Source organism: Rhizobium redzepovicii, from assembly GCF_019793435.1.
In the GTDB taxonomy this organism is placed as follows: Bacteria; Pseudomonadota; Alphaproteobacteria; order Rhizobiales; family Rhizobiaceae; genus Rhizobium; species Rhizobium redzepovicii.
The window spans coordinates 457,464-470,886 of the sequence record NZ_JAILYH010000002.1; the positions used below are offsets into that span (position 1 = coordinate 457,464).

Here is a 13,423-nt window from a genome sequence, read left to right on the forward strand (position 1 = left end):
TGGGGACCTATGTTTTACGAGTAGAGCGGTCCGTCAGTACCGGCTTGGGACGCGGCACTGTCGTGGGTGAGAATCGGGTGCGGCTGATCATGTGTGAACGGCCGGCGCTTGCCGGCGATCGAAAGACCGTCGGCATAGGAAAGCGAGAGCACGGGGCCGCCCGGCGGCGTCAGCGTTAGCAGGCGAAGCGCAGGATCGAAGGAAACCGCCGTCTGGTACCGGCGTTCGAGGAAGGTTTTGAAGGCGTCGCCATTGCCGCATCCAACGATAGCAGCCCAGCCACAGAGCGACCCGTAGGAGCGCGCCTCGCGGCCGGCGGTCGGCCCCTCGGTGATCAGTTCCAGGCCGTTGGAGGCCCAGAGGGCGGAAAATCCCCGGCCCGACCGTGCGATCAGCCACTTGCCTTCGACAATGAGATCATCGAGGCCATCGCGGCCGATATAGGCATGCGTCCATGCGTGCCGTGCGTCGCCGGTGTCCTCGATGAAAAGCGCGACGTCGCGATGCTGGGCGACTCGCGGCAGGATGCCGTTGCCGGCCCAATAGGACGGCCTTTGATTGCCCCAGGGATCGTCCTCGCCGGGATGATTGACCCAGAGTCGCGCCATTGGATGGCCGGCCAGCCTGATGTCGAGGACGTGCTGCTGGTGACCCTTCCGACCAGTCTTGTGATCGACCACCGTCGAAAGCTGCGCCGCCTCGTTCTTGAACAGCACGAGCTTTCCACTCTCGAGCCCCTGGCTGTAACGCGCCTCGACGCTTCTGCCCCTGGAAGGGGCGGCAAGCTCGATCAGATCGGCGGGCGGCTCGTAACCGCCGGCGCAGAACATCGTCAATGCCGCCACGCCGTTGTTGAGCCAACCGGTGCCGAAAGCCACTTGGGCAAAGGGCGCAAGCTCGGTCAGCGGGCCGGCGCGCAGTTCCTTGTCGTAGGCGCGGCCCTGCGAGCCGGCCGGAACGCCGGCCAGCGTATGAAGGGCGATCATGCGGAAGATGAGGTCGATCTGGCCGCGGGCGCGATCGGCAATCCCCCTCTCGGCCCAGCGCTCCAGCGCCAGCAGGCCGATGAAATCGATCGGGTAATAGGCGGCCGAATTCCACTCCGCCAGGCCATGAGCCTCGACGCTGTCGAACCAGCGCCCGAGCCGCTCGACGGCGAGTTCCGCCTGCTGCCGTCCCGTCCGCCCGGAGGCCGAGAACACCGCATCGGGGAGAAACAGCCCGGCCAGCAGCTGGCTGGTATGGAAGCAGAGCACATGGTTCTCGCTCCAGAACCACATCGCGTCATTGCCCGGCTCGTCGACCCAGTAGCGATAAGAGAGAACGGAACGGCGGATGCGTTCGACCGTGGCCGCAGGCATCCGGTCGCCATAGGCGCCGAGCAGCCAGAGGAGGGGCACCATGATGAAGTCCGAGCAATCCTCCCGCGCATCGATCGAGGCAAGGGTCGCATCGACGATGCGCTCGAAGCTTTCCGGATCGTGATGGCCTGTTTCCATCATCGCGATGAGACGCCCGGCGCGATTGGCGCCGAAGCGGGCGCTGTATTCCAGCGCCTGCCGCTTGCGGGCGGAAAGCGACGCCTCTTCAGGCAATGGCGATAGGCTGCTCATGAAGGCGGCATCGATGACGCGGGTGACCGAACCCGGTCCGGAACCGATCGTCATGTGAATGCCGTGATAACCGTCCGCAATACCGCAGACTTCTTCGGCGATCAGACGGCTCTCGCCGGCGCGCAGGGTCAGTTTCGAATGGGCAAGAATCGGCCGCTCATGGCCATGGCCGACCACCTTGAGATCGACGGGCAGGTCGCGCTCGGGCGCCGTGTCGAAGATGATCTCCAGCGGCTGATTGATGAAGACGTCGCGGGCCGGGCGCACGCCGCGCGAAAGGGTTTCCAGCTCGCGCACCTCGTTCTGATCCAGCGGCACCGGCAGCAGCACGCAGAGCGGCTCCTTGTCCAGCATTTCGAGCTCGAAGAACCAGGTCGTGTCGCGCTCGGCGAGGTCTTCTGTATGGACGAGGATCTCGTTGTCGCCGGCCTCGAGCGTCAGCATGATCTCGGTTGCGCTCTCGACGTTGCGCCTGAAGGGTTCGAAGCGCACCGCCTCCTGCCCGTTGACCCAGATGCGGACGCCGCCGCAGGTCTTGAGCGCGAGATTGAGCGTGCGCGGGGCTTCCGTCCTGAACGTGCCCTTCAGCCATCGCCTGACATGTGCGGGCACATGCCAGAAGCTGGTAAACTCCACGCGGCGGTTCGAGCCGGGAAGATAGAGGCTTTCCGTCGGCCAGGACGTGTCCGGCTCCAGCGCCCGCCCGACCATGGTGGACCAGAAGGCCTTGCGGCACGGCAGGTCGCCGACATCGACGAAACCGTTGATGAAGCGATAGTTCACGCGATCTTCGGCCGGGGCCGGTTCGCCGGGAAAATAGCGCTCAATGAGGGCGGAAACGGCCCAGGCCGTCACCGTCTGCCCCGCCGCCACGCTGTATGCCGGGGCCATGCCATCAGGCCGCTTGATGCTTTCCGTTTTCAAAGATCGCCTCCTCCGCAATCATATGAAAATATTTTCATTAGGTTATTTGGGTGCATGATTTTTGAAAATTGCTCAAAAACATCGCTATTTGCGTAGAAAATAGCTTGACGGAACGAATGTCAAGTATATGAAATTCACTTATCGATGGCCAAGGCCGCGATTGATGAAAATGTTTTCATGGGAGGATGAAAATGAAAACGTATCTTTCAGGGGCTTTCGCACTGGCGTTGGCTACGGTTTCTTTCGCATGGTCGAGCGTGGCCATGGCGGAAACGCAGACGATCACCTTTCTCTTCACCGACGACGACCAGGCTTATGTCGAGCGGATGGAAGCGCTGAGCAAGGAATTCGAGACGGCGCATCCCGACATCAAGGTGAACTTCGTCTCCTCGGGTTACGATGCCGTCGCCAAACAGCTGCCGGTGCAGCTTGCCATCGGCGAAGGTCCCGACATCGCCAAGATCACCGACTGGCAGCTGGCGCCCTATTACCTCGACATGCGCCCGTTGATGAAGGATCCCGATGGCTTCGCCAAGCTGCACGGCGACAGCCTGAACACCCTTCGCTTCCCCGGCGTCAACGATCCGAATTCGATCAACGGCTACGTCGCGTCGCAGACCTTCAACCTGCCCTTCGTCAACAAGACGCTGTTCGAGCAGGCGAAAGAACCGCTTCCGAAGCCGACCGCCACGCTGAAGGACATCGTCGAAGCCTCGGCACGCGTCGCCAAGGCGACCGGCGCCCAGATCCCCTTTACGATGGACCGCTCGGGTCACCGTTTCTCCGGCGCGGCCTTCTCCTACGGCTCGAACTACGTCAAGGACGGCAAGTTCTCCTTCCCTGACGATGCCGCCAAGCACTACATCACCGATCTCTACAACTGGACGAAGGACGGCTCTTTCCCGAAGGAAATGTGGGGCGCGGCCGGCGGAACCCAGTACAAGAACATGGGTGACGAGTTCGTCAACGGCAATGTCGTGACCTATCTTGCCGGCAACTGGATGGTCAATCCGTTCCAGAAGAAGATCGGCGACGCCTTCGACTGGACGGCGATCAGCGCGCCCTGCGGCGATGCCGGTTGCTATGCGATGCCGGGCGGTACCGCGATCGTCGGCTTCAAGCGCACCAAGTACCCGCAGGCCGTCGCCTCCTTCATCGAGTTCCTCGGCTCTGAAAAGGTCCAGCGTGAAATCGCCGAAAACTACGTCATCCTGACCGGCGCCGACATCAAGGATCCGCAGTACAAGCTCGATAGCAAGAACGCCAAGGACGCCATGGCCGTCTTCCTCGCAAGCCGCAACAGCGCGCCGAAGGCAGCTCGCGACCTGGAACGCCTGAAGGGCTCCTCCGCCATCTATCAGCTCATTGTCCAGCGGATGAGCCAGCTGATCGTCGGCGAGCTTTCCCTTGAGGACACCTTCAAGGCGATGAGCGCAGACGTCGACAAGGTCAACGTCGCCCTCGCCGCCAACAAGTAAACGGCCGCGCCTGTCTCCCACAGATTGCGCGCTGCATCAGCCACGGCCTCGCAACGGGCCGTGGCTGATCGTTTTTTTGCCTCTGCCTATGCCAACATGCCGAACAGTTCGATCGGTTTCGAATTGTCGATGGACTGAACCACGCTACGTCTTCCCGCAACGAAAGGTAGCGTTATGGATATCATCAATCGAAACACCGGCTCCCGCTCGGACCTGAGACCAGCCGCCCTCGCCATTCTCTGCCTCGGCGTGATCGTGGCGCAGGTCGACACATCGGTTGTCAATCTGGCGGTCCAGCCGATAGGCCTCGACCTCAAGGCGTCGGTGACGCAATTGCAGTGGGTCGTCGACGCTTATAATCTCGTTTACGCAGCACTCCTCATCAGCGGCGGCCTGTTTGCCGATCTCTACGGTCGGCGCCGGATGTTCGTGATCGGCTGTGCGGTTTTTGCCCTGGCGAGCCTCGTCTGCGCCTTTGCCCCGAGCATCGCAATGCTGATCGGGGCCAGGGCCTTGACCGGTCTCGGCTCCGCCCTCCTGCTGCCGGCGTCGCTTTCACTGATCCGGGTCATCTACCGGGATGAGAAGCTCCGTGCGCGCGTGCTCGGAATCTGGGCCGGCTGCAATGGGATGTCGCTTGCGATCGGCCCCACCCTCGGCGGCTTTCTGATCCGCGGTTTCGGCTGGCGATCCGTTTTCTTCGTGGTCATCCCGATCGCGCTGATCGCGGCGGCGAGCGCGTGGCTTTTCATTCCGGAAAGCGCCGATCGGCAGGGCAGATCCTTCGACCTGCCGGGTCAGTTGCTGGGGATCGCATCCCTCACCGCCCTTACCCTCACCGCGATTGAATCATCGCATCTGCCGCCGCTGTGGACGGCGCTCCTGGCAATCGCCGGCGCGGCTCTCCTGCTGCTCTTCGTCATGGTGGAGAAGCGCCTGGAACAGACGGCCCTCGTTCCGATGTCGATGTTCCAGGACAGCCAATTCCGCGGGGCGATGGCCGGAACGGCGGCGATGACCTTCGGCATGTATGGCACGCTGTTTCTCTTTCCACTGGTCTCCCTCAGCCTCGGCCGCCTGGCCTCCTTTGAAGCAGGACTATCGCTGCTGCCGATGGCCCTCAGCTTCATCGCGATCTCCCCCTTCTCCGGCACGATCTCGGAGCGCCTTGGGAAAAAACGCACCATATCGGCAGGGCTGGCGCTGATGGGTTTGGGCAATCTCCTGCTCGGCGCATCCTTCCTGGCCGACTGGTTCGTTGCCGAAGAGATCGGGCTGCTGTTGACCGGCGTCGGCATGGGAATGGCGACGGGCCCCCTAACCGCGGTCGCGGTTTCAACCGTCACCGCCGATCGTTCCGGCACGGCGAGCGCCCTGATAAACGTTGCCCGCATGGTGGGCGCGACGATAGGCGTCGCCCTGCTCGGGGCGATCTTCGCCTTCCTCGGAGAAGCCGAAACCGGCTTCATCGTCGCGATGTCTGCAGGCGGCAGCGTGCAGTTGCTCGGGAGCATCCTTGCCTGGCGCTCACTCTGAACGCGCGATTGGGCGACTGCTGCGAAGGCGTCGTGACACGAGCCGCGGGAGAGGCTATAGGCGTTGTCGACCTGGGGGCAGCTCCAGGCGCCATATCAAATTATCAAGCGCCGGCACCCGGTCCTTCCGCCGGCGATCCAGCGACTGTCTATCGTATAGAGGTGCATCTCCATGCCGATGGGTTCCGAGCATCCGCTGCGCAGGGAGCTTCACAACGAGTTGCATGCCCGGCCGTCGCTTTATTTCGATGGCGACACCGATGTCTGGCATGTCGCTATCATCGGCGAGAATGGCCCTCCTTCGCTGCCCGGTTCCCTGCCGGGATTGGAAGATGTCACCACGACGGGCGAGGGCAATCACGGCATCGGCCGCGTCGGCGACGGCCGACTGAAATGGGAAGCCCATACCGAGTTCCTCACCCTCACCTTCGTGGTGCCGGCATCGGCCGAACCCGGCAGCAACCCGCCGGAAGCTTTTCGGGCCTGCTGCGGCCAGATTGGCGGAAAGGTCATCGCGGCCGTGCGCGTGCTGGTGCGTGACGAGAAGGACGGGCGCATCCTGGAAAAACCCAAACTCGACTATGTCGCTTCGCGGGTCGGCGGCGGCGACGCCGAGGTGCATTCGAACTTTCGGCTGACCGACAGCGGATTCCTCGAGTTCCTGTTCTTCAACCGCAACCTCAACGCCTATCGGACCGGCCGCATGGTCCGGCGTTTCCTGGAAATCGAGACATATCGGATGATGGCGCTGCTGGCGTTGCCGATGGCGCGCGAGACCGTGTCGAAGCTTTCCGCATTTGACCAGCGCCTCGATCTCCTGATCGTCCATATGCAGAGCGCCGTCAAAGTCGACAAGGCGCTGCTGTCCGAGGTGACGAGGCTCTCTTCCGATGTGCTCAACTTCTCGGCACTCGCCCGCCACCGCTTCGGCGCGACAAAAGCCTATGCCGAGATCGTGGCGAGCAGGCTGTCGGAGCTTCGAGAAGAGCGGGTCGAGCAAAGACAAAGGCTCGGTACGTTCATCGACCGACGCTTCCAACCGGCTGTCCGCTCGGTCTATGCGGCAGAACGGCGCCTCGACGAGCTGGCCGAACGCGTCAGCCTGGCCGGAGACCTTCTCAGAACCACCGTGCAGGTTCAGCTCGAGGATCAGAATGCCTCACTGCTGACCTCAATGGAAGAGCGGGCGCGCATCCAGGTGCATATCCAGCAGGCGGTCGAAGGCTTTTCGGTCATCGCCATCACCTATTATACCGTCGGCCTGGTGAAGATCTGCCTCGAAAGCATTTCCGCACTGGGCGTCGATCCGCACGTGGCAAAACTCGCTGTTCTCGGCGCCATCCCGCTCGTGCTCTTCGCCGTCTGGACCGCGGTCCGTCACGTGCGCCGAAGCATCGCCGGCGTGCCGCACGGCCCCACATCCGAAAGCCACTGACGGGGTCACCGCCGCCCTTTCGGAGCGGCGGTGTTCTATTAACCGCTCCGACAGATCGTCACGATGCCATTGCGCAGGGGCGATGGTCTCGTGCCCGACCGCTGCCCGTCTTGAACCGCCGCAACAGATCAGCAAGACTTTCGGTTTCCTGCGTCAGACTCTGGGCCGCCGCCGTGGTTTCTTCGACCATCGCGGCGTTCTGCTGGGTCACCTTGTCCATCTGGTCGCCGGCGGCCGAGACTTCGCGCAGGCTCGTTGCCTGTTCGCGGGCAGCAACGGCGATCTCGGCGACGGTCGCATTCATGGCGGTAACCTGCTCGACGATCTGTTCCAGCGAGAGACCGGATTCGCCGACCAGTTGAACACCGGTCTTGACTTGCGCGGAGGAGGTGGAAATCAGTTGCTTGATCTCCCGCGCCGCATTGGCGGAGCGCTGGGCGAGCTCGCGGACTTCCTGGGCGACGACGGCAAAGCCCTTGCCCGCCTCACCGGCGCGCGCCGCTTCGACGCCGGCATTCAGCGCCAAGAGGTTGGTCTGGAAGGCGATCTCGTCGATGACGCTGATGATGTTGCCGATCTTCGACGACGAATTTTGAATTTCCGTCATCGCGTCGATAGCCCGGGCGACGATTTCGCCGCCCTTTTCGGCATTGGTGCGGGCCGTCGCAACGACGGCCTGGGCGCGGCCTGCGCCCTCTGCCGTGCCGTTGACGCCGCGGGTCACGTCGCCGAGTGCTGCGACCGTTTCTTCCAACGAGGCTGCCTGCTGCTCGGTGCGGCGGGCGAGATCGTTGGAGGCGGTGGAGATTTCCGACAGACCGGAGCGGATGGTGGCGACCGCGCGAATGACAGAGTCGACCGCTTCCTCGAGGCTTGCGACCGAATTGTTGAAATGATCGCGGATCCTGACGTAGCGATGGTCGACTTCGCCGACGCGAACGGTGAGATCACCCTTCGACAACGCGTCGAGACCGACGGAAATCTGGCGGAAGGCATGTTCCATCACTTGCGCATCGGACAGCCGCTCGGCTTCCTGGCGCAGCCGCTCTTCTTCGGCGGCGAGGCGAGCTCGCTCGGCATTGGCTTCGGCGATCAGCTTGGCGCGGCCCGTCTCCTGGAAAACCTTCAGCGAACGCGCCATGGCGCCGAGTTCGTGGCGGTGCTCGACGCCCGTTATCGCGATCCCTTCCTCGCCGCGAGCAAGCTGCTCCATGGACTGGGCCATCTTGCGCACCGCAGAGGAAATCAGCAGGCCGACGAAATAGGAAAGCACGAGGCCGATGACGATCAGCAGCCCGCTGATGACGAGCGTCGTGCTGGTCGCGGAGGCGACCGTCGCCTCCACGGAACCATCAAGGGCCTTCTGGGCACCTGTCACGGTCGCCTGCAAATCCGTGAATTCGCCTGATATTTTCGGCGCGAGCACGCCAAGCTGCGTCTGGCGGATATTGCCGGAGGCCTGCAGCACCTCCTTCATGTCGCCGAGACGGGCGGTGTAGTTCTGCATGAGCTGCCCGGCACCCATCAGGCGCTTCTTCTGCAGCTCATTCTTCGCAGCCTTGGCGGCGGCGTCATTGAGCGCCACGGCTTCGGCGAGAGCCGCCTGCGCCGTGTCGTAAGCCGCGAAATCGTTGGAATGCACGAAGCGTTCAGAGAAATAGAGACTGCGGTTCAAGGCCTCCAGCGTCGCCGCCGTCATCTGCAGCAGCGTCACGTCGTTCTGGCGCCAGGCGCTGCGCACGACGTCGTTGAGCGCGATACTGGTCCAGGGGCCGAATTCGGTGACCTTGGAGATCAACATGTCGCGCCGAGCCTGCAAGGAAACGATCTGTTCGAAGGCCTTGCCGTAGGCGGCAATATCCTGGCGGATTTCTGCAAGCCCCGACTGCAGGTCCTTGTTGCCGGCAAAACGCGGGTCGTCCGCCTCGAAGGCCTTCACGCCGGCGCGGAAACTGTCGACGACAGCCTGCGTCGGGGTCGAACGGAAAGCCTCCGCCGACATCTGGATCTCGTGCAACTGGTCGCTGTAGTCGGAGATAGCCAGACTCTGGCCGGCCGTGACACGATAGGAAGCGAAGATCGCGGCAAGCCCGTTCATGCCGGAGATCGCGCTGACGGTGAGCAGGCTCATCAGCAGGATCAACGGCACGAAGCCTGCGGTGATCTGCGCGCGAATGCCGAATTTATTCCAGAAATGCAACATCATAGGCCTCTTATGCTCACTGGCTCTTCGGCAGGTATTGGGCTATTTTCTCGGGTGTGACGAGTTCGAAGGGGACGTTGTTTTCGCGAGGCACCTTCTCCTTGTTGACGAGCTTCACGGCAGCGTCGACGGCCGCCGCCCCCTGCCCGACCGCACTCTGGAGAATGGTGACGTCGAGATCCCCGGCCACCATGGCGGCAAGCGCATCGTCGGTAGCATCGACGCCGGCGACGACGACGTCCTTCATCGGGATATTGGCCTTCTTCATGGCGCGGATCGCACCGAGCGCCATCTCGTCATTGTTGGCGATAACAGCATCGAACTTGACGCCGGCCGCCAGCCATTCCTGCATTTGCTGATCGGCATAATCGCGCGACCAATAGGCCGCTTGCTGCTCGACGATCTCAAGGCCTTTGCATTCCGGCGTCGCGATGACATCGGCGATGTCCTGGGTGCGGGTGCGGGCGGCCACATGGAAGACCTCCCCCATCAGCACGACGACACGGCCCTTGCCCTTGAGCAGAGAGCACACTTGCTTTGTCTCCAGCGTACCGGAGTCTTTCTCATCGGAGGCGACAACGACCTGATTGTCCGGCAAGTCCGAGAGATTGGAGGGCGTCGTGTTGATGTAGATCAGGGGAATGCCGGCATCCGCTGCGATCTTGGTCATTTGCGGTCCGAAATCGCCATCAGACAGCATCATGATAATGGCATCGACCTTGTCGGCAACGAACTGCTGAACCTGCTTCTTCTGAAGTTCGTTGTCGCCCTCGGCATTCGCGGTGACGAGCTTGAGGCCTGATATCGTCTTCCCGTGCGAGACGACGCCGTTCAGAAGCATCTCTCTGAATTTATCGAGATTGGTCATCGAAACCCCGATCGTCTGTGCATTGGCAACAGAGACCGATATCGCCAAGGCGATGGATGCAAGCGTGGCCGTTTTCATGAATTCCCCTACGCAATTCGGATGTGAATGCGTTATTTCAAATCTTGGTTAAATTTTACTTTTCGTGAGGAAACGAAAGTTAAGAACGGGGATAGGATATTGTGGCGCGGAAGCGCCTTCTTCGGCGGCGAGCAACCGACCTTGACAGGCTTCGTCTCGAACTTCGCGCGATGCACATAAATCTCTGTTTTTTACTATCTTCCGCCGAAGCCGGAGCTGACGGTGATGCCCCTATAGATCACCCTTTGCAGCACGATGGCCAGGACCACGCCCGGCAGCATAGAGATCGTCGCGCCGGCCATGATATAGTTCCACGCCGTGCCCTGCTGGGTCTGAAACAATGTGAGCCCGAGCGGCAGTGTGGCTTTTTCCACCCCGCTGGTAGCGATCAGCGGCCACAGGAAACTCTTCCACTGGGCGATGAAGGTGAAGAGCGACAAAAGGCCGATTGCCGGCATGGCGAGCGGCACGATGACGGTGACGAGAATGCGCAGGCGCGAGGCACCGTCCATCATCGCGGCCTCGTCGAGATCCTTAGGAATGCCGAGGATGAACTGTCGCAGCAGAAACGTGCCAAAGGACGAGAAGGCGACCGGCAGGATCATGCCATGATAGGTGTTGATCCAGCCGAGCTTGCTGACCAGGAGGAAAAGCGGGATCACCAGCATCACCTGCGGGATCATCAGCGTGCTGAGATAGGTAAGCAGCAGCCCCTCACGGCCGGGAAACCGCAGCCGCGCGAAGGCGTAGGCGGAAAGGCACGATACCGCGATCACGATCGCCGTGACGCCGCAGGCGACCACCAGGGAATTCAGCAGGAAGGTGCCGAATGGCAGAGCCACCAGGGCCTCGACGAATGTGCCCCAATGATATTCCTCGGGGAAGATGCGAACCGGCACGGCCATTACCTCGGCATTCGAGCGCACCGCGTTCGACACCATCCAGAAGAAGGGGAAGAGGAAAAGCAGCGCGATCAGTGAAAGGCCGGCATAACTGAAGAAGGTGCCGATGCGCCGCAGGAGACGATGCCGACCCGCGGAGACGGAATACGGATGCCGTGAGGTCGGGTCAGTCGTCATAATGCACCCATTTGCGCTGCATGTGGAACTGCAGGATGGTGAGCGCCATGATCATGACGAACATCACCCAGGCGAGAGCGGAGGCATAGCCCATCTGGAAATTGGTGAAGCCCTTCTGGTAGATGGCAAAGCCGAGGGTTGCCGTCGCCGAGCCCGGGCCGCCGCGCGTCATTGCAAAGATTTCGTCGAAGACCTGCAGCGAGGTGATCGCCGTCATCACGGTGGCGAAGAAGACGGTGGGCGAGATCAGCGGCAGACGGATGCGCCAGAAGCGCTGCCAGGCATTGGCGCCGTCGATCGTCGCCGCTTCGAGATAGTGTTTCGGCACCAGATCGAGGGCGGCGTTGAACATCACGACATTATAGCCGACATTGGCCCAGAGCGTGACGATCACGACCGCCTGCATCGCCCAGGTCGGGTTCAGCAGGAAATTCGGCAGGCCGAGGCCGAGCGAACGGATGACGGTGTCGGCCAGTCCATCCGGCGTGAAGATCAGCAGCCACACCACCGAAGCGGCAATCGTCGGCGTGAAGGTCGGCAGAAAGAAGATCACCCGGAAGATCGCCTTGCCGCGCTTCAGGCTGGATATCCAAACCGCCAGCAGCAGCGAGACGATGATGTTCACCGCCAGATATTCGACGGCGAAAAACAGCGTGTTTCTGAGGATGGTGTAGAAGGCCGGATCGACGGTGAAGAGCTTGATATAATTCTGAAGACCGACGAAGGACGGCGTCGAGATTAGCTGCCAGTTTGTGAAGGAGAGCGCCAGCGACGCCAGGATCGGCAGGGCCATGAAGATCATGAAGCCGAGAAAACTCGGCAGCAGGAACAGCATGGCCGTCTGCGTCTCAGGCTTCAGAAAGCGCTGCGGCCGACCAGGCTGCAGGGTCATTTCGGCAACGGCGCTTTCCGACATGTCTTCCTCCATGCGCGGCAATTCCTGCCGCGGCGGGCGCCTGCGCATCCTTTCGGACGCATAGGCTCTATTGCTGCGCGAGGCTCTGGATCGACTCCATCGTCTGCTTGGCGTCGGCGCTGCCGCCGAAGGCCGGCGGGAAATACTGGTTGAACAGATTTTCGACCGCCGCCCAGTTGTTGGTGATCACGTAGGGCACGGAATGCGCCAGAGAATAGTCGATGGCCTCGCCGCCATTGGTGATGTCCTTGGCGGCCACCTTGTACCAGGAGGATTGCGACGCCGCACGCGCCGGCAGCGCACGCCCCTGTTCGGCAAGATACTGCAGGGCCTCGGGACTGGTCAGCACCTGGATCGCCTTCCAGGCCGCATCCTTGTTCTTGCTCGTCGTGGCGATGCCGAAACCGGAGCCCGCCGTGACGGCGGTAAGCTCGCCGTCTCCGCGCGGGAGAGAGGTGGAACCAATTTTGAACTTAACCTTGTCCTTCATGCCGATGATCGACCATGGACCGTCGACATACATGGCGACATTGCCCGAATAGAACCGGCCTTGGATGACCGTGCCGGCATCGGCGCTCGATGGCACCAGCGGCGCCACCTTGTCCTTGGCGGCAAAGCCGATCACCCTCTCGGCCGCGGCAACGGCGCTCGGATTGGTGAGGTCGAGCTCTCCCGCGTCGTTGACATATTTATCGCCCCAGGCAGCCGCCAGGACCGAATAGTTGGTCGGGGTGATACCGAAGCCGTATTTACCGTCCTTGGTCAGCTTCTTGGCGGCATCGGTGAATTCGGCAAGCGTCCAGCCCGGTTTCGGCAGCGGAACGCCGGCGGCTTCGAGCGCGTCCTGGTTATAATAGATGACCCACGGACCGACGTCGTAAGGCAGGCCGTAAAGCTGCTTGTCGACGGACATGCCGCCGATGATCGAGGGGGTGAAAGCGCCGACATCGAATTTGTCGGCGGCGATCCGATCATTCAGGGGCTCAAGCAGCGAATAAAAATTCGGCATGCGCAGCGACTGCATGGAAACGATGTCGGCAAGCTGTCCCGACGCCGCCAGCACCGGCAGCCTCGTCCAGTAATCGACCCAGCCGGTCGTCGTCAGCGTCACCTTGATATCGGGATACTTGGCGGTGACCATCTCGGCCAGGTGCTGCCAGCCCTTGGTGTCGGCATCGGAACCGGTCCACATCTGCCAGGTCAGGTTGACCTGTTCGGCCGATGCGGCTGTGGCAAAAAGACTGCCGCCGATTGTGGCAAGCAAAAGCGCTTTCTTCAGAACCTTCATGGGTTT

9 protein-coding genes are annotated in these 13,423 nt (G+C 61.8%); 3 read left to right on the plus strand and 6 right to left on the minus strand.

Annotated features, from left to right (window positions below; all coding sequences use genetic code 11):
- Positions 1 to 14: 14 nt before the first annotated feature.
- Positions 15 to 2,537, minus strand: coding sequence for a hypothetical protein (locus K6N12_RS04465; RefSeq protein WP_097628090.1), 2,523 nt, complete (start codon positions 2,535 to 2,537; stop codon positions 15 to 17).
- 191 nt (positions 2,538 to 2,728) lie between these two features.
- Here K6N12_RS04465 and K6N12_RS04470 point away from each other — a divergent pair, with 191 nt between their 5' ends.
- The 3 genes from K6N12_RS04470 (at position 2,729) to K6N12_RS04480 (ending at position 6,985) form a co-directional block, all read left to right on the plus strand.
- Positions 2,729 to 4,015, plus strand: a complete 1,287-nt coding sequence (locus tag K6N12_RS04470) for an ABC transporter substrate-binding protein (RefSeq protein WP_097628091.1) — start codon at positions 2,729 to 2,731, stop codon at positions 4,013 to 4,015.
- A gap of 174 nt (positions 4,016 to 4,189) precedes the next feature.
- Positions 4,190 to 5,551 (plus strand): MFS transporter, encoded by a 1,362-nt coding sequence (locus K6N12_RS04475; RefSeq protein WP_097628092.1) that lies wholly within the window; start codon positions 4,190 to 4,192, stop codon positions 5,549 to 5,551.
- A 171-nt stretch (positions 5,552 to 5,722) separates the two neighbouring features.
- The gene (locus tag K6N12_RS04480) at positions 5,723 to 6,985 is read left to right on the plus strand and encodes a DUF3422 domain-containing protein (RefSeq protein WP_097628093.1); all 1,263 of its coding nucleotides are present in this window, start codon (positions 5,723 to 5,725) and stop codon (positions 6,983 to 6,985) included.
- A 58-nt stretch (positions 6,986 to 7,043) separates the two neighbouring features.
- Here the strand turns inward: K6N12_RS04480 and K6N12_RS04485 are convergent, their stop codons facing one another.
- The 5 genes from K6N12_RS04485 to K6N12_RS04505 form a co-directional block, all read right to left on the minus strand.
- The gene (locus K6N12_RS04485; protein WP_097628145.1) at positions 7,044 to 9,188 is read right to left on the minus strand and encodes a methyl-accepting chemotaxis protein; all 2,145 of its coding nucleotides are present in this window, start codon (positions 9,186 to 9,188) and stop codon (positions 7,044 to 7,046) included.
- A 16-nt stretch (positions 9,189 to 9,204) separates the two neighbouring features.
- Positions 9,205 to 10,134 carry a substrate-binding domain-containing protein gene (locus tag K6N12_RS04490; protein ID WP_097628094.1) on the minus strand — a complete coding sequence of 310 codons (930 nt, stop codon included), beginning with the start codon at positions 10,132 to 10,134 and terminating at the stop codon, positions 9,205 to 9,207.
- Positions 10,135 to 10,328: 194 nt separating this feature from the next.
- Positions 10,329 to 11,213, minus strand: a complete 885-nt coding sequence (locus tag K6N12_RS04495) for a carbohydrate ABC transporter permease (RefSeq protein ID WP_097628095.1) — start codon at positions 11,211 to 11,213, stop codon at positions 10,329 to 10,331.
- Entirely contained in the window at positions 11,203 to 12,129 is a 927-nt protein-coding gene (locus tag K6N12_RS04500; protein ID WP_097628146.1) for a carbohydrate ABC transporter permease, read from the minus strand. The genes K6N12_RS04495 and K6N12_RS04500 overlap by 11 nt, the downstream gene beginning before the upstream one ends.
- Positions 12,130 to 12,196: 67 nt before the next feature.
- Complete coding sequence (locus tag K6N12_RS04505) at positions 12,197 to 13,417, minus strand: ABC transporter substrate-binding protein (protein WP_097628096.1); 1,221 nt, start codon at positions 13,415 to 13,417, stop codon at positions 12,197 to 12,199.
- Positions 13,418 to 13,423: the final 6 nt, after the last annotated feature.